At 54.7% G+C, this 22,858-nt stretch carries 26 protein-coding genes; 12 read left to right on the top strand and 14 right to left on the bottom strand.

Features of this window, described 5'->3' with window-relative positions; genetic code table 11:
- Positions 1 to 22: 22 nt before the first annotated feature.
- From BUB29_RS00270 to BUB29_RS00260, 3 genes are all read left to right on the top strand, one after another.
- Positions 23 to 853 (top strand): patatin-like phospholipase family protein, encoded by an 831-nt coding sequence (locus BUB29_RS00270; RefSeq protein ID WP_234945663.1) that lies wholly within the window; start codon positions 23 to 25, stop codon positions 851 to 853.
- Positions 854 to 909: 56 nt separating this feature from the next.
- The gene (locus BUB29_RS00265; protein WP_081888376.1) at positions 910 to 1,911 is read left to right on the top strand and encodes a LysR family transcriptional regulator; all 1,002 of its coding nucleotides are present in this window, start codon (positions 910 to 912) and stop codon (positions 1,909 to 1,911) included.
- A gap of 144 nt (positions 1,912 to 2,055) precedes the next feature.
- Positions 2,056 to 3,294, top strand: coding sequence for a MalY/PatB family protein (locus BUB29_RS00260; protein ID WP_143155103.1), 1,239 nt, complete (start codon positions 2,056 to 2,058; stop codon positions 3,292 to 3,294).
- A 118-nt stretch (positions 3,295 to 3,412) separates the two neighbouring features.
- Here BUB29_RS00260 and BUB29_RS00255 read toward each other — a convergent pair whose 3' ends face one another.
- The 8 genes from BUB29_RS00255 to BUB29_RS00225 all read right to left on the bottom strand — a co-directional run bounded on the left by BUB29_RS00255 (position 3,413) and on the right by BUB29_RS00225 (position 10,642).
- The gene (locus BUB29_RS00255) at positions 3,413 to 4,492 is read right to left on the bottom strand and encodes an iron-containing alcohol dehydrogenase family protein (RefSeq protein WP_033523109.1); all 1,080 of its coding nucleotides are present in this window, start codon (positions 4,490 to 4,492) and stop codon (positions 3,413 to 3,415) included.
- A gap of 70 nt (positions 4,493 to 4,562) precedes the next feature.
- Positions 4,563 to 5,417, bottom strand: coding sequence for a DUF1684 domain-containing protein (locus BUB29_RS00250; RefSeq protein WP_033523110.1), 855 nt, complete (start codon positions 5,415 to 5,417; stop codon positions 4,563 to 4,565).
- A gap of 51 nt (positions 5,418 to 5,468) precedes the next feature.
- Positions 5,469 to 6,329: a MetQ/NlpA family ABC transporter substrate-binding protein gene (locus tag BUB29_RS00245; protein ID WP_033523111.1), complete on the bottom strand. Its 861-nt coding sequence runs from the start codon at positions 6,327 to 6,329 to the stop codon at positions 5,469 to 5,471.
- 102 nt (positions 6,330 to 6,431) lie between these two features.
- A complete protein-coding gene (locus BUB29_RS00240; RefSeq protein ID WP_033523112.1) occupies positions 6,432 to 7,109 on the bottom strand; it encodes a methionine ABC transporter permease in 678 nt (225 codons plus the stop codon).
- On the bottom strand, positions 7,106 to 8,170 hold the full coding sequence (locus tag BUB29_RS00235) for a methionine ABC transporter ATP-binding protein (protein ID WP_107315270.1): 1,065 nt from the start codon (positions 8,168 to 8,170) through the stop codon (positions 7,106 to 7,108). Before BUB29_RS00235 ends, BUB29_RS00240 begins: the two co-directional genes overlap by 4 nt.
- 40 nt (positions 8,171 to 8,210) lie before the next feature.
- The gene (locus tag BUB29_RS10385) at positions 8,211 to 8,633 is read right to left on the bottom strand and encodes a hypothetical protein (RefSeq protein WP_420796173.1); all 423 of its coding nucleotides are present in this window, start codon (positions 8,631 to 8,633) and stop codon (positions 8,211 to 8,213) included.
- Between the two features lie 40 nt (positions 8,634 to 8,673).
- A complete protein-coding gene (locus BUB29_RS10380) occupies positions 8,674 to 9,366 on the bottom strand; it encodes an iron-containing alcohol dehydrogenase (RefSeq protein WP_420796172.1) in 693 nt (230 codons plus the stop codon).
- Positions 9,367 to 9,754: 388 nt separating this feature from the next.
- Positions 9,755 to 10,642 carry an SPFH domain-containing protein gene (locus BUB29_RS00225; protein ID WP_033523113.1) on the bottom strand — a complete coding sequence of 296 codons (888 nt, stop codon included), beginning with the start codon at positions 10,640 to 10,642 and terminating at the stop codon, positions 9,755 to 9,757.
- A gap of 386 nt (positions 10,643 to 11,028) precedes the next feature.
- Here BUB29_RS00225 and BUB29_RS00220 point away from each other — a divergent pair, with 386 nt between their 5' ends.
- Positions 11,029 to 12,393 carry an ATP-binding protein gene (locus BUB29_RS00220; protein ID WP_033523114.1) on the top strand — a complete coding sequence of 455 codons (1,365 nt, stop codon included), beginning with the start codon at positions 11,029 to 11,031 and terminating at the stop codon, positions 12,391 to 12,393.
- A gap of 57 nt (positions 12,394 to 12,450) precedes the next feature.
- Here the strand turns inward: BUB29_RS00220 and BUB29_RS00215 are convergent, their stop codons facing one another.
- Positions 12,451 to 13,782, bottom strand: coding sequence for an O-acetylhomoserine aminocarboxypropyltransferase/cysteine synthase family protein (locus BUB29_RS00215; protein WP_051914931.1), 1,332 nt, complete (start codon positions 13,780 to 13,782; stop codon positions 12,451 to 12,453).
- 53 nt (positions 13,783 to 13,835) lie between these two features.
- Here BUB29_RS00215 and BUB29_RS10375 point away from each other — a divergent pair, with 53 nt between their 5' ends.
- From BUB29_RS10375 to BUB29_RS00190, 6 genes are all read left to right on the top strand, one after another.
- Positions 13,836 to 13,967, top strand: a complete 132-nt coding sequence (locus BUB29_RS10375) for a hypothetical protein (protein ID WP_268751040.1) — start codon at positions 13,836 to 13,838, stop codon at positions 13,965 to 13,967.
- Positions 13,968 to 13,990: 23 nt separating this feature from the next.
- Positions 13,991 to 14,482: a recombinase family protein gene (locus tag BUB29_RS10370; protein ID WP_327020836.1), complete on the top strand. Its 492-nt coding sequence runs from the start codon at positions 13,991 to 13,993 to the stop codon at positions 14,480 to 14,482.
- Positions 14,389 to 15,312 (top strand): recombinase family protein, encoded by a 924-nt coding sequence (locus tag BUB29_RS10365; protein ID WP_234945662.1) that lies wholly within the window; start codon positions 14,389 to 14,391, stop codon positions 15,310 to 15,312. The genes BUB29_RS10370 and BUB29_RS10365 overlap by 94 nt, the downstream gene beginning before the upstream one ends.
- A 12-nt stretch (positions 15,313 to 15,324) precedes the next feature.
- The gene (locus BUB29_RS10360) at positions 15,325 to 15,492 is read left to right on the top strand and encodes a DUF4368 domain-containing protein (RefSeq protein WP_234945661.1); all 168 of its coding nucleotides are present in this window, start codon (positions 15,325 to 15,327) and stop codon (positions 15,490 to 15,492) included.
- Positions 15,493 to 15,772: 280 nt separating this feature from the next.
- The gene (locus tag BUB29_RS00195) at positions 15,773 to 15,967 is read left to right on the top strand and encodes a transposase (RefSeq protein ID WP_033523115.1); all 195 of its coding nucleotides are present in this window, start codon (positions 15,773 to 15,775) and stop codon (positions 15,965 to 15,967) included.
- 66 nt (positions 15,968 to 16,033) lie between these two features.
- Entirely contained in the window at positions 16,034 to 16,375 is a 342-nt protein-coding gene (locus BUB29_RS00190; protein ID WP_051914925.1) for a DUF3847 domain-containing protein, read from the top strand.
- An 86-nt stretch (positions 16,376 to 16,461) separates the two neighbouring features.
- Here BUB29_RS00190 and BUB29_RS00185 read toward each other — a convergent pair whose 3' ends face one another.
- The gene (locus BUB29_RS00185; RefSeq protein ID WP_143155102.1) at positions 16,462 to 17,334 is read right to left on the bottom strand and encodes a hypothetical protein; all 873 of its coding nucleotides are present in this window, start codon (positions 17,332 to 17,334) and stop codon (positions 16,462 to 16,464) included.
- 571 nt (positions 17,335 to 17,905) lie between these two features.
- Between BUB29_RS00185 and mobQ the strand changes: the two genes are divergently transcribed.
- Together mobQ and BUB29_RS09865 are read left to right on the top strand one after the other, a co-directional pair.
- The gene (mobQ, locus tag BUB29_RS09870; protein WP_162832078.1) at positions 17,906 to 18,826 is read left to right on the top strand and encodes a MobQ family relaxase; all 921 of its coding nucleotides are present in this window, start codon (positions 17,906 to 17,908) and stop codon (positions 18,824 to 18,826) included.
- A gap of 103 nt (positions 18,827 to 18,929) precedes the next feature.
- Positions 18,930 to 19,262 (top strand): hypothetical protein, encoded by a 333-nt coding sequence (locus BUB29_RS09865; protein ID WP_162832079.1) that lies wholly within the window; start codon positions 18,930 to 18,932, stop codon positions 19,260 to 19,262.
- 283 nt (positions 19,263 to 19,545) lie between these two features.
- Here the strand turns inward: BUB29_RS09865 and BUB29_RS00175 are convergent, their stop codons facing one another.
- The 4 genes from BUB29_RS00175 to BUB29_RS00160 all read right to left on the bottom strand — a co-directional run bounded on the left by BUB29_RS00175 (position 19,546) and on the right by BUB29_RS00160 (position 22,769).
- Positions 19,546 to 20,094, bottom strand: a complete 549-nt coding sequence (locus BUB29_RS00175) for an ABC-2 transporter permease (RefSeq protein WP_051914919.1) — start codon at positions 20,092 to 20,094, stop codon at positions 19,546 to 19,548.
- A gap of 55 nt (positions 20,095 to 20,149) precedes the next feature.
- On the bottom strand, positions 20,150 to 20,956 hold the full coding sequence (locus BUB29_RS00170) for an ABC transporter ATP-binding protein (RefSeq protein ID WP_234356113.1): 807 nt from the start codon (positions 20,954 to 20,956) through the stop codon (positions 20,150 to 20,152).
- A gap of 1 nt (position 20,957) precedes the next feature.
- Positions 20,958 to 21,335 (bottom strand): GntR family transcriptional regulator, encoded by a 378-nt coding sequence (locus BUB29_RS00165; protein ID WP_033523116.1) that lies wholly within the window; start codon positions 21,333 to 21,335, stop codon positions 20,958 to 20,960.
- Positions 21,336 to 21,554: 219 nt separating this feature from the next.
- A complete protein-coding gene (locus BUB29_RS00160; RefSeq protein WP_033523117.1) occupies positions 21,555 to 22,769 on the bottom strand; it encodes a trans-sulfuration enzyme family protein in 1,215 nt (404 codons plus the stop codon).
- Between the last annotated feature and the right edge of the window lie 89 nt (positions 22,770 to 22,858).

Below are 22,858 nucleotides of genomic sequence, written 5' to 3'. Positions count from 1 at the left end.
GACTATGGCGAACAGGAGTGCAATGATCGATGTCGGCGGTGGGTTCCGTGCGATTTTCGGCGCCGGCGTGATGGATCGCATGATGGAGGACGGCGTTACGGTCGACCACTGCTACGGCGTTTCCGCAGGCAGTGCGAACATGGTGTCCTTCATCTCCGGCCAGCACGGGCGCACCCACAAGTTCTACACCGAGTACGCGTTCCGCAAGGAATACGCGAGCCTCGACAACTACATCAAGAACCACAACTACGCCAACCTCGAATATGTGTACAGCACGCTGAGCAACCATGACGGCGAATACCCAGTCGATTATGAGGCCTTCGCCGCCAATCCCACCGGTTTCACCGTGATCGCATGCAACGCCGAAGACGGTTCGACCAAGTATTTCGACAAGTCGGATGTCTCCTACGACAATTTCGACATCATGAAGGCGTCCTCCGCGGTACCAGTGGCGTGCAAACCGTATGTGATCGACGGCGTGCCGTACTACGACGGCGGCATAGCCGATCCCGTTCCCGTGCAGAAGGCGCTGGATGACGGCTATGACCGCGTGGTGGTGATTCTGACGCGTCTCAAGGATGTACTACGCGAGCAGAAGAAGGATATCGGACCGGCCGCCATTCTCAGGCGCAGCCACCCCACTGCCGCGGAGCGTCTGTTGAACCGCTCCCGTACCTACAACGACGAAGTGGCGTTGGCCAAGGAGTACGAGAAGGATGGCCGCGTGCTGATCCTCGCACCGGAAAGCCTGTATGGCCTGAACACGCTGAGCAAATCCTACGAGGGTCTGGAACGCATGTACCGCGCCGGCTATGCGGCCGCCGAAGCGATCCCCGCATTCCTCAACAGCTGAACCACCGCTTCGGGATTTTCGAAACGTACGGCCCGACCGGTATGAAAGGCGGCATGATGGCGCGACTGAGCCCACAAACCCTGGTGACGTTGTGGAATGTCGAGCGACTCGGCTCATTCTCCGCGGCCGCGCGGGAAAGCGGCTGTTCGCAACCTGCAGTCAGCCAGCAGATCGGAAGATGCGAGAAGGAGCTCGGCATCCGCTTGGTGCGCCGCACCTCCCACGGGGTAGAGCTTACGCCGGCCGGACTGATTCTGGCGCGTCACGGGCAGCTTATCGAAAACCGGCTCATGCAGGCGGGCAAGGATATCGAAGAGTACCGGCGTAACGGCTCCACGCATATCCGGCTCGTCGCTCCTCCATCGGTATGTTCCTCGTTCGTGGCGCGTGTGCTGGTGCATGTGAGCCATTCGTCGGATATCCGCGTCAGCCTGATGCAGATGGAACCGCCGGAAGCCGTGGAGGCGTTGGAACAGGGATTGGCGGATTGCGCGATCACGTTCCGGTACAATTCGCTGCCCGATGATGATCGGCTGTCCGATCTGCGCACCGAATGCTTCGGCATCGACCCGCTGATGCTGCTGGTCGCCAAGTCCAGCAGCATCGCCAAAATCTACGAACGGACGCGCGAACCGGTGAGCCTGTGCGATGCGCGTGACGAATCATGGATCGCGGGTTGCGAAACCTGCCAGGCGAATCTCGTCTCCTTGGCGAAGGCCGCCGGATTCTCGCCGGACATCACGCATTCCACCGACGATTACTGGGCCACGCAGAATCTGGTCGAGGTCGGCATGGGCGTATCCATCGTGTCACGGCTGGCGACCACCGCGAATCTGCGTGACGATCTCGTCGCATGTCCGATCAGCGATGCGAACGCGTTCCGGCAAGTCTGCTTCGTCACAAGGAACGGCGATGACAGGCCGGCCATCGAACGGGTGCGCGGTGAAATCGGCAAAGCGTCCAGACGCTATCTCGAACCGGTGCGTGAGACTGTTGGTGTTGGTACCGGCACCGATATCAACACCAGCACCAACACCGATGCCGATATGACGGTCTGACGGCCGCAGACCATCGTTTTTTGAATAACCGACACCTTTTTCATGACGAAAACGTGTCGTGATATAAGCAAAGCTCATAGCAGTCAAATAAACCGGCCGAGGAACACGCTCGCCCGACCGGCACCGGTCATGCAGGATTGAAGCATGAACGATATGACCATGACTTCGACAATGCCGACCATGGCGGAACCCGCCACCGCGAACGGCTCCGGCTTCGACGCGGACACCATCGACCGCACCTCCGCCGCCGATCTGGCCGCCATCGGCGGCGACAAGTGGACCCGCTACCCCGGTTGCATCGGCGCGTTCATCGCCGAAATGGATTATGGTCTGGCACCCTGCATCCAGCGGGCCATCGACAACGCCTGCGACCATTGCAAGCTCGGCTACATCCCCGACCCGTGGAAGCGTCGCGTGGCCGAAGCCTGCGCGGCATGGCAGAAGAACCACTACGGTTGGGATGTCGATCCGAGCATCATCCGCCCGGTTCCCGACGTGCTCGAAGCGTATGAGATCTTCCTGCGCGAAATCGTCGGCGCGGGCAATTCGGTCATCGTGCCGACGCCCGCCTACATGCCGTTCCTGAGCGTGCCGCGCCTGTACGGCATCCAAGTGCTGGAAATCGACATGCTGCAATCCGGGGACGACTGGGCGTTCGATTTCGATGCCATCGAACAGGCGTTCCGCAGCGGTTGCCGCGCCTTCGTACTGTGCAATCCGCACAACCCGATCGGCAAGGTGCTCACCCTTGAAGAGGAGCAGCGCGTCAGCGACCTCGCCGCCGCATACGACGTGCGTATCTTCTCCGACGAGATCCATGCGCCCTTCGTGTTCGACGGTTACCGGCACATCCCGTTCGCCACCATCGGCGAACAGGCCGCCATGCAATCCATGACCGCCACCAGCGCCTCGAAATCCTTCAATATTCCCGGCACGAAATGCGCGCAGGTGCTGCTCACCAATCCGGATGACCTCGCCATGTGGATGGATCGCGCCGAATGGAGCGAACATCAGACCGCGACCATCGGCGCCATCGCCACGACCACCGCCTACACCGAAGGCGACCCGTGGTTCCAGGACGCGCTGGCCTATGTGAAGCGTAATTTCAGGCTGGTCGACGAGCAGATGCACGGCAGGTTCGCCAAGGTCGGCTACGTGCGGCCGCAAGGCACGTACATCGCGTGGCTTGATTTCAAACCGCTCGGCATCGACGACCCCGCCGCGTATTTCCTCAACAAGGCCAAGGTGGCGCTCACCGACGGCAAGGAATGCGGCAAAATCGGCCAAGGCTGCGTACGCATGAACTTCGCCATGCCACGCCCGCTGCTGGTGGACTGCTTCGACCGCATGTACGAGGCGCTGCACGCGGACGGGTTGCTGTAGGAAATCTTCAAAGGCGAAGGTTCCCAGTCACGCGGGAAAGAAGGAGAGATCCTCCGAAGCGCCAGCCATCGTGGCTGGAAACCTCGGAGGATCTCTCCTTTTCATAGGAAACAGCTGGCTATGCCAACGATTCGGCAAGCCTCATGGCATGAACCACATCATCGGCCGTGATGCCCGGCACCGCCTGGGCGAACGCGGCCTTATCGCCGGCTGCGAATTCGGCGACCACGCGCACCGCGTCGGCGTCGTCGATATCCAATCCCATCTGTCGAAGCGAATGAGGAAGCCCCACCGAGTCGTAGAACGGTACGAGGGAACGCGCCTCATCCGCATCACCTTCGGCGAGCAGCTGGACGATGATGCCATACGCCACTTTCGCACCATGCACGGTGGAGGATGTTCCCGGTATCTGCGTCAGCGCATCGTGCATGGAGTGCGCTCCCGACGCCCTGGCACGAGTGCCGCCGAAGCCTCCGACCGTACCGGCCAATCCGATATTCGTATCGATGACCCGAAGCAGATGCTCGTCCACCACTCCCCTGTCGTGGGCACGCAACGCGGCTTCGCTTTCCTCAAGGAGGATGGAACGCAGTTCGGCCGCCGCCTGTTGCGACAATCTGTCGAAAGCGGACAGCGACGCGGCCCGCGCGAACACCGGCCTGGACTCATACCATTTCGCAAGCGTGTCGCCGATGCCGCCCACGAGGTATTCGCGTGGTCCGCGTGCGATCAGCGCGGCGTCGACCAACACCAGGTTGCTGTTGCGCGGGTGGAGTGGTGCGTTCGCATAGCGATGCTTCTCGTCGTAGTTCACGGACAGCGCCGAATAGGCGGCGCAAGTGGCCGCCAACGTGGGCACCATGATGAGTTCGGCGCCCGTGAATTCGGCGACGTTCTTCGCCGTGTCGGAAAGCTTGCCTGCTCCCACGGCGATCACGGCGTCCGCGTGAAGCGCACGCGCCCGATCGGCGAGTTCACTGGCGTTGCGCACTGTGGCGCTGCCGTCGTACCGCAGTACGGGAAGGTCGGGAACCGCATCGGCATACCCGGAAAACGCCTCCCAGGATCGTTCGCCCGTAATCAGCACCGGTTGACGGTAATCGTCAAGATACCCGCCGATGTCGCGTGCGACTCCGATGCCGCTGACGTAGCGGTCGGGGCCGCTGCGGACGTCCGTATCGCGAATATTCGAACTCATGCCTCGCTCCCGTCTTCCCGTTCATATCATTGCCTACTGCTGTTTGCCGCCTGTTGCCGCGCGCTGCCAATCAGTACTGGGCGTGTTCCTTCGGTGTCTTCTCCCCCGCCGTGACCGCGAAGGGCAAGTGGTTGCGCTTCGAGGGAATCGGGCAGGTGCAGTAGGTGGAGAACGCGCACGGATAGTTGAACGCGTAGTTGAAGTCAATCGAATCGAGATTGTTCAGCTCAAGAGGATCCAGATGCAGCACACGGCCGATATCGTAGGTTTCCTTGCCCGTCGTCTCGTCCGAGAAGAACACCGTCACATGCCCAAACACGTTCGAAACGACCAGCGAATAGGACGCGCCCTCGTATTCGAATTCAACGAAGCCGAGAACCGGGTAGGACTGCAGCACGGTTTTCACGACGGAATCGTGGATGTCGAGCTCATCCTCCTTGGCCCAGCGGAACGTGGCGGGAATCCTCCACCGCTTGTCGATGGGGAAATGGTCAATGCCGGTGAAGTTCCTGCGGCGTTCGGTGTTTGGATCCTTCACGCGCACCCAGAAATGATGCTCGTCGCGGCTGATGGCGTCGGTCTGTGCGTTCACTTCGACGCGGATCTCACCATAGTCGAGGTAGCTCAAAGCCTCTTCGCCGAATGCGGTCGGCACGAAGGCGATGGGCGCGATGACCGGGGATCCGGCGTTGTAGACTTCGCGGCCTTCAGGCGTGTAGACGAGCGCATTGTCGTCAGCCCTCCATGTGCCGGGAATGCCGTTGATGCTTTTGCTCTGGCCGTTGGAAATCCAGTTGATGGACGCGGGGGCCAGATAGCCGTGCGGCGAGGTGAGTTCCTCTATCCTCTGCGCATGCCAGATATGCCACTGCTGGACATAGGGATCGACCTGCGTTGCGTTGCCGGGGACGATTGTTTCGCTCATGTGATGCTCTCCTTGTTGACGTGCGTTGCCGTTTTGCGTGTCAGCCCGCGCTCAGTACTTGAACACCGGCACCACGGCGCCCTTGTAGTTCTCGTTGATGGCATCGGCCACGGACTTGGTGTGGTAGGCCTTCACGACTTTCTGATAATCGGCGTTGTCCTTCTGATCGGAACGCGCGACGATGATGTTGATGTATGGCTTGAAGCTCTTGTTGTTCGTATCGATCGGCGCCTGGTACAGGGCATCATCGGCGCTCATGCCCGCATCGATGATGAAGTTGGTATTCGTGATGCCCGCCGCATAATCGGGAAGCAGGTTGATGATGGAGGCCGGATCGTTGAGTTCGATATCGATGCCGCTCGGGTTTTCGGCGATGTCATCCACGGTCGGATTGGTCTTGGTGTTGTCCTTGAGCTTGATGAGCCCGGCGGCATCGAGCACCTTCAACGCACGGCCGGTATTGGTGGCGTTGTTCGGGATGGCCACCTTGTCGCCGGACTTGAAATCCTTGAGGCTCTTGTACTTCTTGGAGTACAGGTTCAGCGGCGAGATGTAGGTTTCGGCGATTGCCGTGAGCTTGTAGCCCTTCTCCGACTTCTCCTGGTTCAGGAACGCGTAGTGCTGGAACGCCGTCAGGTCGAGTTCGCCGTTGGCTTGCGCCTGATTGGCGTAGATGCCGTCCTGGAACGCCTTCTTCTCAATCTTGATGCCGGCCTTCTCGTTGTCGAGTTCCTTCTGCACCGCATCCCAGATCGCGTCGTCGGCATTGCCGACGAGACCGACGGTTATGGTTTTCTCACCCGCGTTGCGGGTGGAACGGTACACGCTGTAGCCGATGCCGGCCGCTGCGATGATCGCCAGTACGACCAGCACCGCGATAAGTTTCCGCTTCGCCTTCTTCTTCGTTGCCATGATTCTCTTCCTCTCAGGTGGTTGCGTTGGGTATCGTGATGGTTGGGGTTGGGGAATTGATAGTGGGATCGAAGCGTCTGAACGCCGATTCGGGGACGGCGATCAGTGCTCCGTGATTTCGACCAGCTGCCGTCCGATGAATTCGATGATGCCGATGAAGACCACCAGCACGATCACCGTCGCATAGGTCGCGTCCAGCATGTACCGCTGATAGCCGTAACGGATGGCGAAGTCACCCAAACCGCCGCCTCCGACGATGCCGACGATGGCGGTCAATCCGACCAAGCTGACGATGGCGATGACGCTGACACGGATGATGGAGGGAATCGCCTCACGCAGGTATACGCGGTACACGATCTTCGTGACGCTCATGCCCATCGATTCGGCCGCTTCGACCAAACCGACGTCCACTCCGGCGAGCGCCGACTGGATCTGCCTGCTGAAGAACGGCGTGATGCCGATGATCAGTGGGAAGATCGCGCCTTTCGTGCCAATCGCCGTGCCGACGAGCGCCCTGGTGACGGGGACCAGCGCTGCCGCCAGGATGATGAATGGGATGGATCGGAACAGGTTGATCAGTTTGTCGACGATATTGAAGACCACGGCGTTGGGTTTCAACCCCGCGGGTTCGGTCAGCGTGAGCGTCACGGCGATCAGCGTGGCCAGTATGAATGAGATCACGCCGGTCACGGCGACCATGATCACCGTTTGGACGAAACTGTCGATGAATTCGGGAAGACGGTTGGCTACATTGGGGAACCATTGGGTGAGAATGTTCATTGTGCGAGAACCTCGATTCCGATATTGCGGTCCTTCAGATAGTCGACGGCCGCTGTGATGCGGTCGGCGGCGCCGTCGAGGATGACGACCAGACCGCCGAGCGGAGCGTTGTCGATCACGTCGATATCGCCGAAGATGATGTTGACGTCGATGCCGAACGTGCGTGAAATGTGGGATACCAGCGCCTCAGACACTTCCTTGGAGATGTATTTCATGCGCAGCAGCACTTGACCGGGTTCCAGTTGAACCAGCGGCGAATGCTCGTCCAGCAGGTCGTGGATCTTGCCCAGGTTCGAGGTGGTCGCGACGAACGACTGGGTCAATGCGGCTTTGGGATTGGCGAAGATATCGAAGACGTGCCCTTCCTCGACGATGGTGCCGTGGTCGATCACCGCGACCTTGTTGCAGATCTGCTTGATGACGGACATCTGATGTGTGATGACGATGATCGTCAATCCGAGCGTATCGTGCAGGTTCCGCAGCAGTTTGAGGATGGATTTGGTCGTATTGGGGTCGAGTGCGCTGGTCGCCTCGTCGCTGAGCAGGATGTCGGGCTTGTTGGCCAGGGCTCGCGCGATGGCCACGCGCTGCTTCTGCCCGCCTGACAATTCGCTCGGATAGGCGTCGGCCTTGTCGGCCAATCCTACGAGTTCCAGCAGTTTCTCGACTTCATGCTTGCGCTCGCTCTTGCTGTTGACGGAGTCCAGAAGCGCAAGTTCGACGTTTCCTGCCACGGTTCGCGACGGCATGAGGTTGAAGGATTGGAAGATCATGCCGATTTTGCGGCGTAGCGCACGCAGGTCGTTGCCCCGCAGGTTCGCGATTTCCCGACCATGCACGGTCAGCGATCCGCCGTCATAGCGTTCCAGACCGTTGATGCATCGCACCAGTGTGCTTTTGCCCGCACCACTCAGACCGATGATGCCGTAGATGTCGCCTTCGGCGATGTCCAGGCTCACGTCGTGCAGCGCGACTTTCTCTTCACCGTCGGAGCGGTAGACCTTTTTGAGTTCCCGTATGGCGACCGCCACGGGTGCCGTGTTTTCGTTTACGTTCGGCATGTTTCCTCCAGATGCGCGTATCAACGCATATCAGCGCATATCAATATGCAAGTTCCAGTACTTCGATGACGTCGTCTCGGGTGAGCGGCGAATAGTTGCCGACCGTGGACGTGCCGTCGTGCGTGAGTTGGTCGGCGATGTGCCTGATGGCTTCGCGCGGAATGTCCAGTTCGTGCAGGCTCGTGCCCAGTCCGAGCGTCTTGAAGTGGTCTTCGAGACGCTTCGCGAAGATGAGCGCGAGTTCGTATTCGCTGTGATCGTACGGATCCTCGCCGAGCACCCTGACCGCCAGTTGCGCGTAACGCTGCGGCTGCCGCTTGACCACCACGCGGATGATCGATGGCAGGATGGCCGCGATGCCTTCACCGTGGATGACGTCGAATTCGCCGCCGAGCTCATGTTCCAGACGGTGGGTGGTCCAATCGTTTTCCGAACCGGTGGCGAGGAAACAATGGTTGAACATCGTCGCCGACAGCCAGTGCAGTTCGGTGCGGTTCTTCAGGTCATGCGGATCGGCGGCCCGCCAGCAGCGCGGCTTTCAGACCGCCTTCGAGCAGCCTGTCGGCGGATTCCAGATGATCTTTCACGGTGAAATACGGTTCCAGGAAGCCGACTGCCAGATCGGCGACGGCAGCGGCCTGGTAACGGTACGGCGTGGTGTCGGAGTATTCCGGGTTGACGATGGCGAAGCGGGGAATCACGATGCGGTTCTCCAGTGCACGCTTGTCCTGCCTCTGCTGGAGGACGGCGCAATCGGAAACCTCCGAGCCACTGCCGGGAATGGTGGAGATCACGCCGACCGGGATGCTGCTTTGCGGCTCGGCGGTACCGTCGAACAGGTCCCACACGTCGCCGTCGTAGGCGAGGCCGACACCGACTGCCTTCGCCGTATCGAACGAGCTTGCGCCACCGGCGGCGAGCACGAAATCGACGTCCGCCTCATGTGCCTTGACGATCAGGTCGCGGACGAGGTCGATGCGCGGATTCGGGACGACGTCGCCGTTTTCGATAAGTTTCGCGCCGATTGCGGCGACGGCCTTCTCCACGACGTCATGGATGCCCAGGTCGAACACGTAATCGCCGCTGTAGACCAGCAGGATCGAGGTGGCGTTCTGCTCGCGCAGCAGCTGTTCCAAATTGTTCTGGGCGCCGGGTCCGAAGACGAGTTTGCTTTGGGTGTAGTAGGTGAAGGTCATGGGACAAGCTTTCTTTTTCAAACGATTCAACGGGAAGCGCATGGGCTTCATTTCCTGATTGATTGAGAGAATATGTTTGTTCCAAGGGCAACACGGCGCTGTTATTATCGGCTCTCAGCACGTCGAGTAATTAATCTGATTTATAGCAGAGGCCTCATCTATAGAAAGAATCTATATACACATTTGTTGCGGTTCCTTATGCTGGTCGGCGGTAACGGCAATGAGCCACCCCGCACCACCGTACGAACACGACGAGGGGACGCCCCTGACGGAACGTCCCCTCACACGGCCACGGTGCACCACGAAAACACCATAGCCTCGGTAAGGCTATTCGCCCGAGATCATCGCAATGTTACTTGGCGATGGTGTCTGGACGATGTTGCCTGACTTACTTGCCGGCCTCCATGGCGGCAATGACCTGGTCGCGCATCTCGTTGAAACCGCCCGGCGTGGAAGCCGGAAGTACGACGGTCTTCGCGTTCTGCGACGAGGCGAGGTTGCGCATGGTGTCGAGATACTGGTTGAACAGCACGACGTTGTTCACATCGCTCACGTTCATGCCGACGGCCTGCAGGCTCTTGATCTGGTCGACGATACCGTTGGCGATCTCACGACGGTAGTTCGCCTGGCCTTCGCCCTGCAGCCGGGTCTTCTCCGCTTCGGCGGCAGCCTGCGTCTCAATCTGGATGCGCTGGGCCTCGGCACGCTGGCGGGTGGCTTCCTTCTCACGCTGCGCGGCGTTGATGGAATCCATGGCGCTCTTAACCTGCGGGCTCGGATCAATGGCTGTGATCAGCGTCTTGACCACGGTGAAACCGAAGCGCGACATCTCATTGCCGACGGTCTTCTGCACGTCGAAGGCGACATCATCCTTACGGGAGAACGCGTCGTCGAGGGTCAACGCCGGGATGGCGGAACGCAGCGCGTCCTCCATGTAGGAGCGCAGCTGGCCGGCCGGATCGCGCAGCTCATAATAGGCGGTGGCGACGTTGCTGGGATCCACGCGGAACTGGGTGGATGCCACGACGGTGACGAACACGTTATCGAGCGTCTTGGTTTCCAGCTGCACGTTGAGCTGGTTCACACGCATGTTCGTCTTCATGGCGATGCGATCCACGAACGGGATACGAATATGAATACCCGCGAACTGAACGGTGTGGAACTTGCCGAATCGTTCGATGATGTACGCCTGCTGCTGCGGCACGATGAACAACGTGGACAGAAACAGCACGGCGATGATGCCAACAATGACGAGAAGCACAATCAGAAATTCCATGTCCTCTCCCTTTCCTTGAATAGCACGCCGCATCCGTTGCGACGCACCATTTCAGCGTACCAAAGGGGGATGTGCTCCCCGGGAGGCTGTTCAGGAGCTGGATGAGGCGCGTCCGCGAGCTGACCGGCACCTGTCCGCGAGCCGGTCATCGGTCGGATAGGCGGCAATGCGTAGGACATCCGAATCGAACATCACGCGCCACCGATGCACCACCGAATCATCTGACCGAAATACGCGACACTCTGCATTTCGTGTATGAATCACCCCCACTCACACTCTGCATTTCGTGTATAAATCGACCTATCCATACTCTGCATTTCGTGTATGATTAAGGGTAAGTTTACTCTGCATTTCGTGTAAATGCCTTTATTTCCAAGGGGTTTAGCATGTTCTTTCAACGCAAGGCCTATCAAGCACTTATGACATGGAAGCGCCAGTCTGAGGGCAAGCGCGCCATGCTCATCGAAGGAGCACGTCGCGTAGGGAAAAGTACCTTGGCACAGGAATTCGCGCAACGCGAATACGCCAAACACCTCATCATCGATTTCTCCGAAGCCTCGGAGGACATCAAGGACCTATTCCGACACTATCGCGCGAATGTGGACGATTTCTTCATGTATCTGCAGGCATACACGGGTGTATCCCTGCCCCGCCGAAACGCCGTCATCGTATTCGATGAAGTGCAGCGTTTTCCGCCGGCACGCGAATTCATCAAACAGTTGGTGGCTGATGGAAGATACGACTACATCGAAACCGGGTCACTGATTTCTCTCAAGCGAAACGTCGAAGGCATCGTCATTCCCTCCGAAGAAAGTTCCCTGCGCCTTAATCCGCTGGATTTCGAGGAATTCCTTTGGGCCAGAGGAGAAGAGACGCTCGCTTCGGCAATCCGTGATTCCTTCGATCGTCTGCATCCCATGCCGGAACCGTTGCACCGTAAAGCGGAACGACTGTTCCGCGAGTACATGTTGGTCGGCGGGATGCCACAGGCAGTCGAAACCTACCTTACCGACAAGGATTTCGGCATGGTCGATGTGGTCAAACGCGACATCCTATCCTTGTACCGCAACGACATCGCCCAGTTCGGGGCGGCGGATGCCATGCGTATCAGGCGCGTGTTCTCCACGCTCCCGGGGCAGCTCGCCCGGCATGATAAAAAATTCAAACTGGCCTCATTGGACAACAGCGCACGAAGTCGTGAATACGCCGACGCGTTTTTCTGGCTTGCCGACGCCTGCATCAGTGTCACCGCATACAACGTCGACGATCCCGAAGTCGGACTGGCATCCTCGACGAACGAAAGCAGTTTCAAGTGCTACATGGCCGACACTGGCCTGCTCATCACCCAGATGTTCGCCGACAACGCCTCCACGCCCCACGAAGTGTACCGCGACATTCTCTTAGGGAAGCTGGAGACAAACGAAGGCATGTTCACGGAGAACATCGTCGCCCAACAACTCATGGCAGGCGGACATGGACTGTATTTCTATTCGAAACGGGATTCCAACAACCATGAGAACACTATGGAAATCGATTTCCTGATATCGCGTGGATACGATGACGCAGCCGGAAGACTGCGCATCTCACCCATAGAGGTCAAATCAGGCAAGCGATACAGCACGCGGTCATTGGACAAATTCACAGAGAAGTTCGGCAAGCGCGTGGGTACCCGAATCGTATTGCATCCACTGCCGTTGAAAGCGGAGAATCATACGCTCCGACTGCCGCTATACATGGCGCATTTGCTGTGAATCCCATGGGTGCACCAGTAAGCCGGGTGCACCCGCACATACTGACCTGCGAACCCGTCAGTACGCTCCCTGGATCGCCTGGTCGAGATCGGCGATCAGATCATCGGTGTTCTCTAGACCGATGGACAGGCGAATCAGATTGTCGCTCACGCCGGCGGCATCGTAATACCGCTGCGGCACCTCGCGATGCGTCACGTGGGTCGGGTCCACGATCAGCGAGCGCGAATCACCAATATTCGGCACATAGGAGAACACCCTGGTGCCGTCGAGGATGCGGCGCACATCGTCCGCATCGCCTTCCACGGTGAACGACAGGATAGTGCCGACGCCTTCCGGCAAGTATTTCCGCGCCAGATCATAGGTGCTTTGGCCTTCGAGCGAGGCGTAGTTCACGCGGGTGACGTGCGCGAGGCCCTGCAGATGCTTGGCAATGGCGAGCGCGGAGCCGACTTCCTGCCGTTCTCGCACGGCCAGCGTTTCCAAGCCGATGAGCTGCAGGTAGGCGTTGAACGGGCTTTGCACGGCGCCGAAGGTGCGCAGGTACTTGGTGCGGACGCGTTTGATGAAGGCCTGGTTGCCGAATCGGCTGGCGAAGCTGTTCCACTCCCCTGCTTTCTGGTCGCTGATGACCAGATCGTCGCGCGTGAACTGCGGGAATCTGCCGTTGGTCCAGTCAAAACGGCCCGCATCCACGATCACGCCGCCGATTGCGTTGCCGTGACCGGTGATGCCTTTGGTGGTGGAGTGCACGACGATGTCCGCGCCGAAGTCGATGGGTCGCAGCAGGTACGGCGTGGGTACGGTGTTGTCGACGATCAGCGGAATGCCGTGACGATGCGCGAGTTCCGCCAATCCTTCGATATCGGCCACGGCCGTGCTCGGGTTGACGACGCTTTCGGTGTAGATGGCTTTGGTGTCGGGGCCGATGGCCGCTTCGACGGCGGCAAGATCGTTGATGTTCTCAACGAAATCACCGTGGATGCCGAACTGCGGGAGGAAGTCGCCCAACGCGTCCACCGATGCGCCGTACAGGTTGACCGGTGCGACGATCCTGCCGCCGCCTTCGCCCGCGCACATCAGCGCGTAGCTGACCGCCGCCATGCCGGACGAGACGGCGACCGCACCGATGCCGTTTTCCAACGCGGCGATGCGACGTTCCAGCGCATCGACGGTCGGATTGGCGACTCTGGAGTATTCGAAGCCCGATATCGCACCACCCGCGAGCGCGTCGCCACGCTGGGCGTTCTCCAGGTCGAACGCCGCGGAGGCGTAGATGGGAACGCTTATTGCGTCGGCGTTGGCCTGCCGGTCGTATCCGGCGTGGATGGCTTTGGTTTCGAAGCTCAGTGACGCGTCATCGGTACAGTGCGTGTTCGTCGTGCTTGTCATGGTGGTGTATGACCGTCCTTGGGGTGCATACTATCAACTGTAAGGAATTGTTTATGGACGCAAAGGAGGATAACGCCATGACGCAATACAACAAGATCACCGCGCTATACTCCCGCCTTTCAGTTGGTGACGAGGACAGGGACGGCGGCGAGAGCAACAGCATAGTCAATCAAAAGGCTTTTTAGAACGATACGCAAAGCAGGAAAAGCTGACGAACATCCGCCACTATATCGACGACGATGAAAGCGGCAGATTCTTTGACCGCTCTGCCTATGTGCGAATGATGGACGATGTGGAAAGCGGGAAAATTGGCATTGTTGTTATGAAAGACATGACACGCTGGGGACGCGACTATCTCCAAGTGGGAAACGCAATGGAAATCTTCCGCAGAAACAGGGTGCGCTTTATCGCGGTCAACAACGGCATAGACAGCGAGAAGCCCGACACATTGGAGTTTGCGCCCTTTATCAATATCATGTCGGAGTGGTACGCAAAGGACATCAGCAAGGAAGTAAAAACAGGCATCAAGACCAAAGGCATGAGCGGAAAGCCTGTTGCCACCGAAGCCCCCTACGGCTATATGAAAGACCCCGACAACAAGGATTATTGGATAATAGACGAGGAAGCCGCAGCCGTTGTCCGTCTTATTTTCAGCCTGTTTTTGAGGGTAAAAACAGAAATCAGATTGCCGTTTATCTGAAAAATGAGGAAGTTCTGACCCCAACCTTTTATCTCAAATACCATGACAGAGGAACATCAAAAAGCCGAAATCTGAACGAGGAAAACCGCTACAACTGGAACAAGGCGACCTTGACCCGCATTCTCACAAGACAGGAGTATTGCGGCGATGTGGTGAACTTCAAGACGGCGAAGCATTACAGAGATAAGCGCAACCACTATGTGGATAAAAACGAGTGGCAGATATTTGAAAACGTGCATGAGCCGATCATTGACCGCAACATCTTTGAAAACGTGCAGCGCATATTGGAAAACGCGCCTGTCAGACGCCCCAATGGGGACGGAGAAATCCATCCCTTGTCCGGCTTGCTTTTCTGTAAGGATTGCGGGGCAAAAATGCACATACGCATAGACTACAGGCGCGGCGGCAAAAAACACATTGCTTTTTGCAGCGAATACCGCAAAGGCAAAGGCAAAAATCCAAAGTGCCATTCCCCACACAACATTGACGCGGATTTACTCTTGCAGACCGTCGCGGACGTGCTGCGCAAAATCGCGGATTACTCTATCAGCAACAGAGCGGACTTTGAAGCCTTAGTCAAAAAGAGCCTTGCCATACAGCAGACGGACAAGGTTAAAAAGCAGCAAAAGCGCATACCGCAGATCACGGCAAGGCTTGAACAGATCGACACGGTTTTGAACAGGCTCTATGAGGATATTGCCCTCGGCAGGATCGAGCAAGACCGCTATGAGCAGATGTCGCAGAAGTATTCCGCAGAATACTACACGCTGAAAACGGAGCTTGCAGAAATCAAGGAGCAGCTTTCCGAATTTGAGAACGCGGACGGATGAGCGCAAAGGTTTATGAAGCTGACAGAACGCTATGCCGTCTTTACCGAGCTTACGCCTGCTATCCTAAACGAGTTTATCAGCAAAATCCTTGTCCATGAGCGCGACGTAAAAGGTCAAAATACGCCGTTCACCGCATTGAGATATATTTCAACCATATCGGCAGATTTGAAAATGAGCTGACCGAACAGATAGAGCTTACGGAGCTGGAGTGCGAACGCATAAGGGCTGAAATCGAAGAAGCCAAAAGAGAGAAATCCCGCGCCTACCATCGAGCCTATTACAAGGAATACCGTAAGAAAAGCCTTGAAAGATGCCGCAAATATGAGCGAATGAAAGCAAGGGAGTACAGGGCAAAGAAAAAGCTGCAAGCCGCAACCTAAAACCGAATAACCAACACCACGAAAAGAGGTTTCCTATCAACGGGAAATCTCTTTTTTGCTTTAAGCGAAGGAGGACTTGAATGACAGAAAAAACCGAAGCACAGACCGAAGAAATTCAGACCGAGGAACAGACCGCAGCCCGAAAGCCGGACGGCGTTCTGACAAAGAAGTTTGGAGCAAAGACTTTCATTGCCGAGATATTTTTCAACCACAGCAGCAGGGACACATTTCAAGATAAGCTGCTAAAGGCAATCAGTTCCGAGAAAACAGAGTAAAACAAGCCGTCTTTTCCATTCCCTTCCTATCCTATCCCATCCAAAAATCGAAAGGAGAAAACACACATGGCGAAAACTAAAGCAGAGAAAATCGCAGCCATCGAATTACAGATGACGCAGCTTGAAAACCAGAGAAAGAAGCTGATCCAAGAGCAGAAGCAGCAGGAACGAAAGGACAGGACGAAACGCCTTTGCAAGCGCATGGGGCTATTTGAAAGTATGCTGCCCGAAAGCATATCACTGACAGACGAGCAGTTTCAAATCTTCCTTGAAAACCATAGCCGCCGATCACAGCCGCCGCATACTGGACGGATTGACAGCGCAGCGGAGCGTACAGACGTCCGCAAGGGACACCGCCTATACGGAAGCGCAGGACGAGGCAGACGAGGACGAATAGGGCGATATTGAAAAGCGGTCATGCCGTAGGAGCATGGCCGCTATGCTATATAAGTGCAAAACAGGAATTGATCAATTATCTCCGATGATCCGCATCCTTATTTCTGTGTTATTTCATATGTATCCTTCTCAATAGAAAGGTCAAATTCTTTTTTCTCTCCACTCGGCGACTCCAGAACGAGAACGGTCTTGCCGGCCTTCTTAAAATCGGCGTGCACGAAATAGTCTTCTACACTATCCATATATATTATTTTTACATTGCCGTATGTTTCGTCTGCAAGAGTAACCTGATAGGTATCATCAAATACATGATCTTCACTGTTGACCAGGATCTCCGTACTGTATACAGGCGGGTTCATAAGGCCGATGACAGTCAGGGTAATGACAGCGATTCCGCCGATCACTGCTCCGACTGCTTTGATATTTCTGTCTTCAAATATCATCACAGGATACATGATCATCATGCAGGCACAGAACAGGCAAATAAGGATATACCTTGGTATATTAAACAGAAAATCCGAAAAATAAGTCTGATAGGAATATCCTGTCAGTACAATCATCGGCAATAGGATGAGATACCCCCACCATTTTCCTTTTTTCATGTAATAACCGATATAACCCATCGGAAGACAAAGAAGCGTCCAGATAAACCAATATCTGTAATATGTGAATATTCCCCATCCATACGTATTAAAAGGTACTTGAATCAGATAGACCAGCGGTTGAGAAATCAGAAAAAAAACAAAACATTTCAATGCGGAATCAATATTGGATTTGCTGTTCATGATAATAATGATGCCAAACAGTATCCATACTTCAAGTGTTACCGTAATCGCATTGAAGGAAGTATAGTGAAGTTCCGGAATCATCGCAATTACTGCGGTCAGAATTCCCGCAACTATTGCGGATATAATCAATTTCGGCCACGTCAGATTTATCCCGCCGAACAATTTTTTCAGTGTTTTTATCATAATAATTACCTCGTCAAATCCCGATTTGTCTCTAAAGTGCATATTGCGAAGTTCAGTGGCCGCTTTTGCGGCCGTAAATGGCCGCAGTGCGAAGCCAGTGTCCGGATAGGATCACACCAAGCCTTAACCGCTTGTCTGCCCATCACCTGTTCGAGTGAGACCTGTCAAGGGTGCGTAGCACAAGGCTTGCCCTTGACGGGTCTCACTCGAACAGATATCCAAGGATGGGCAGTTAAGGGGTGGCCACTCAGCAACGCTGACTGGCCACTGGCAAACGCACCGGTGGCCACTACCCAGTGCAAAATGCACTAAAGACGCTCCCATTCTACCACAGAAATGTGAACAAATCTACCAGCACGAAAATCCTAAAGCGAAAAGCAATAAAGATGATAGAGGAAACCAGAATGGAAGCAACGACGCAAGGGTAAGGGACTAATCCCATACCCTTGCTTTTAGCAAGGGGCACTTATATACCACATGAATGTGGTATGTGCGGTCTTGCAGACGGCGTTTTGTACCTGTCGGCACAAAGGAAAACAGCGGGCAATGCCCGCGGAAAGGAGCGCAGCGCATGGCGATTTACCATTGCAGTATCAAAATCATCTCACGCGGCAAGGGCAAGTCTGCCGTTGCTGCCGCCGCATATCGAAGCGGTGATAATCTCACCAACGAATATGACGGAATAACCCACGACTACACCCGCAAAGGCGGCGTTGTTCATACCGAGGTTTTATTGCCCGACCACGCCCCCTCCGAGTATGTAAACCGCGCTGTTTTGTGGAACGCGGTTGAGAGAATCGAGAAAGCAAAAAACGCGCAGCTTGCAAGGGAGATTGAAATTGCCCTGCCCAAAGAATTGACGAGGGAACAGGGCATTTCTCTTGTGAGGGAGTATGTAAAAGAGCAGTTTGTAAATGCGGGAATGTGCGCTGATATTGCTATCCATGATAAGAATGACGGCAATCCACACGCCCATGTCATGCTGATAATACGCCCAATCGAGCAGGACGGCACATGGGGAGCAAAGCAGAAAAAAGAGTATATTCTTGACAGGGACGGCAACAAAATCTATGACCCGAAAAAGCGTTCTTACAAATGCAAATCCATTCCCGCCACCGATTGGAACGAGCAGACAAAAGCGGAGGAATGGCGAAGCGCATGGGCTGAAATCTGCAATCAGGAATTGGAACAGAACGGACACGCCGAGCGCATAGATCACCGTAGCTATGCGCGGCAAGGGATAGACCAAATCCCCACCGTTCATTTAGGCGTGGCGGCTTTTCAGATGGAGAAGCGAGGAATACGCACCGAGCGCGGAAACCTCAATCGAGAAATCGAAGTCTCAAATCAGCGTTTGCGGCAGCTTAAAGCGCGCATATCCAAGCTGCAAAACTGGCTGAAAGACGAAGCGGCAAACACCGAGCCGCCCACCCTTGCAGACGTGATACAGGGTATCTTGTCAAAGCAGGAACAGACTGGAAAACAGAGCTGATACACCACCATCCACAATCTGAAAGCGGCGGCGAATACTCTGAACTTCCTCACCGTCAATGCTATAAAGGACATGGCGGGACTGGAAGAAAAAGGTTGAGGATATGTACGGTAAACAGCGCGGCATTGCGGAAAAGCTGAAACCCATTGACAGGCGATTGAAAACCCTTGACGAGCATATTTCAAATGCCGAGAAGTATTTCCAGTACCGCGATATTTACAGGAAATACAAACAGCAGAAGCCGAAAAAGCAGGGAGCATTTTACGAAAGTCACCGCATGGAATTGACCCACTACGAAGCCGCAGAACGTTATCTGGACGCAGTGATGAACGGCAAGACAGGTATTCCCCTAAAGGCGTGGAAAGCGGAGCGTGACAAGCTGAACGGCGAAAAAACAGCTAACCCGCCAGTATTATGTGCTAAAAGACGAGGTTAAGGAAGTGGAACAAATCCGCAGGAATGTTCAAAATGTTCTGAGAGAAGAATCCCACAGGGAGCAACACACGCGCAAACAAAATATGAAACGGTAAGTCAGATGAACAGTCCTGCTGAGTATTGGAACCGCAGAACATTATCTCTGCGGTTCCTATATTGAAATCATCTTTTATTTCACTTAATAATCTCGCTTTCGATATATACTGATAGTCAAAAAGCAAGAAATAGCAAACGCAAAAACAGCAATAGTTATAATAATTGTACCAACTATTATAATCTGTGCATTACTCATAGGTGTTGGAAACACAGCATTCATTAACGTGGCAAGACCTGCAATAATACCAATTCCACAAAGCAAACTGATAGCCAAAAAAGCCTCGTTTCGTTCTTCTCCGTTCCAGGAAAAGAACAGTGGGGAAAAAGAAGGCGCCTGTGAACAGGCTGATGCCGATACCGAGGACATAAAAATTGAAAATGTCGATGTTCTTATCAAAAAGGAGTCCGGACAGTATAATCGACAAAGCGACTCCTGCCCCGGCAATAAGCATTCCTACAATTAGCCATAGAAGATGGCTCAAAAAGTAACCTTTTATAATATCAACTCTTTTCAAAGGCGTGGTTATCTTGTATTTATTCCACTTTGAAGCGATTTCTTTGCGAAGTCCTACAATTGAGATAATGGAGAAACCAATCATGCAAAGCAGAATAAAGGTCACGAGCAGCATTTGACTTTTCATAACAATAGACAATGCACAAAGCAAAACTGTGACAACGAAAATTAATTTAGCATTGGCAATAGTTGCATAATAATTGTTCTTCAAAAGGCCTTTCATCCCCGATCCCCCTTTATCAGCAGCAACATGATTTCATCGACAGAAACGTGATCGATCACGGCGTCTTTATATTTTTCTGTGCAGCTTTACCATCGGCAAGCAGCACATCAATCTGATAATCCCGCTTTCTGTAGGCAACGATGTCATCATTGTCTATAGAAGTAAACTGATTTTCTGTACAGCGCATAACGGCATAGTTGTATAACAAGTCGTCTTTGGTCACGGTCATAATCAGTTTTCCGTTATGAATAAAGGTGATATAGTCCGCTATTTTCTCTAAATCACTTGTGATATGTGATGACAACAGGATAGAATGACCTTCTTCCTGAACAAAGTCCAGAAAAACGTCCAGCATTTCATCTCGCATAACTGGATCTAACCCACTCGTTGCTTCATCCAAAATCAGCAACTGCGGGTGGTGAGATAATGCAACAGCGATTGCCAATTTCATCGTCATTCCTTTGGAATAGTGCTTGATTTTTTGCTTGGCCGACAACTTGAAGTCGCGAAGATACTTCTGAAACAAATCGTTATCCCATTGTTTATAAAATCCTGCCATTACATGAGCCAATTGATTTGCGTTTAAGTAAGCAGGGAAGTTATCGCCGTCGTAAACAACACCGATTTTCTCGCGTATATCGGTATCGGTATCCAACATCTTTTTTCCAAACAGTTTAACGGTGCCGCTGTATTCTGCGATTGTGTTCAGAACACAGCCAATCGTAGTCGTTTTCCCCGCTCCATTTTCACCGACAAACCCCATTATGGTGCCATATGGTAGGGAAAATGTAATATTCTCCAACCTAAAACCTGAGCTTGGAAATGACTTGGAAACCTGTTGCAATTCTAAAATGTTTTCCATGTTACTTATCCTCCAGATAGAATAGTGACAGCAGCTCTGTCAGTTTTTCGAGGGAGATATTGTTTCCACGCCCGATTTCAGCGGCTATTTGTAAATGCTCCCCTGCAATACGCTGCTGCTCTTCCTGATAGAACTCTTTATTTTGGGCAGACACAAAACTTCCTCTGCCAACCGTGGTTTCGATGAATCCATCTCTTTGCAAATCCTCATATGCTTTTTGAACGGTGATTACGCTTACATGGATCGCTTTTGCCAATGATCGCATTGACGGAATCGCTTCTCCTGGTTGCAGTTTACCGCTCATTATCATTGCCTTAATTTGGGTTGTGATCTGCTCATATATCGGTTTGCTGGCGTTGTTGCTGATAATAATATCCATGATTAACCACCTTCTGAATAGGTGTACTTATTGTACAAGTACATTATAACAGGTAGAAACTATGATTGCAATAGTCAAAAGAGAAACCTTTAAATAATTCCTCGCTTCATCCGCTGTCAAGGAAAAACGTCAATATATCAGAAAAAGCACTTGACAAAACGCTTCATGTTATGCGAGGTTGTACTTGGTTGTACGAATGATTGCGGAATGCGGCGTCGCTCAGACCGACAACTTCCCCAACGTCTGCAAGCCCTCGTGCTCCTCAAGATATTCGGTGTATGCGAGTTCGAACGCCTGACCGAGATCCTCGATGAGATCCTGCTTGTCTTCGACGCCGACTGCCAAGCGAATGAGTTCGTCGCTGATACCGACCTTGAGGCGTTCCTCGCGCGGCAGTTCGAAATGCGTCATGCGACACGGCAGTTCGGCGAGGCTTTCCACCGCGCCGAGGGACACGGCCAAGTGGAAGATGTGCAGGTTGTTCAGGATAATGGACGGGTTGACTCCCGGCACGACTTCGAAGCTCAGCACGCCGCCGAAACCCTTGAGCCCGTTATCGCGCAGAATCTCGTCACGATTGCCGTGAATGCCCGGGTAGTTCACCGTTTTGACCAGCGGATGGGCCAGCAGATAGTCGGCGATGGCGAGCGCGTTCTCCTGCTGACGGTCGAGGCGCAGCGCGAGTGTCTGGATGCCGCGGCGCACCGCGTCGCATTCGGTGGGCGCGAGCACGCCGCCCAAACGGTTCTGCGAGTAGTAGATGCGCTCCCCGAGCACATCGTCGGCCACGACCACCAGACCGGCGTTCACTTCGGAATGGCCGGCAAGATACTTGGTGGCGGAATGGATGACGATATCGGCGCCCAGGTCGAGCGGCTGCTGCAGGTAGGGGGTGACGAAAGTGTTGTCGACGATGGACAGTGCGCCGTAGCGGTGCACGACCTCGGAGATGCGGGACGCGTTGTTGACCTGCAGCAGCGGGTTGGTCAGCACTTCGAAGTACACGGCCTTGGCCTTATCCTCACCGTTACGACCGGCGACGGCGGCATCAAGCGCCTCATAGTCGGCGGTGTCAACGGCTTCAACCCTCACACCCCAGCGGGTGAAGAACTCGTTGAACAGCGAATAGGTACCGCCGTAGATGTTCTTGCCGACGACGATGCGGTCACCGGGTTGGAAGATGGACAACACGGCGTGGATGGCCGCCAGGCCGGAACCGAATGCGAAACCGCGGGTGCCGTGTTCGAGCTGCGCGATCTGGCGTTCCAAGAATTCACGGGTCGGGTTGCCGCTGCGCGCGTAATCCCAGCGGGGCATGGACTCGACCGATTCGAAAGCATAAGTGGACGAATTGTAGATCGGCGGGTTCACGGCTCCGGTGTTGTTGTCGTTGATCGGCAGACCGTGGACGAGCTGAGTGTTGAATCGTGTCATGTGTGCACCCCCTTGGGTTGTATGTTTCAGTATCGGTTCCTTGCCGCGCGGCGGTCGCATTGTTTGTGCGGCGTTCGCGCGATTACGGT

The organism is Bifidobacterium merycicum DSM 6492 (assembly GCF_900129045.1).
Classification (GTDB): domain Bacteria; phylum Actinomycetota; class Actinomycetes; order Actinomycetales; family Bifidobacteriaceae; genus Bifidobacterium; species Bifidobacterium merycicum.
Note: the sequence above shows the minus strand (reverse complement) of the source record. Positions and strands in the feature narration are given on the sequence as shown.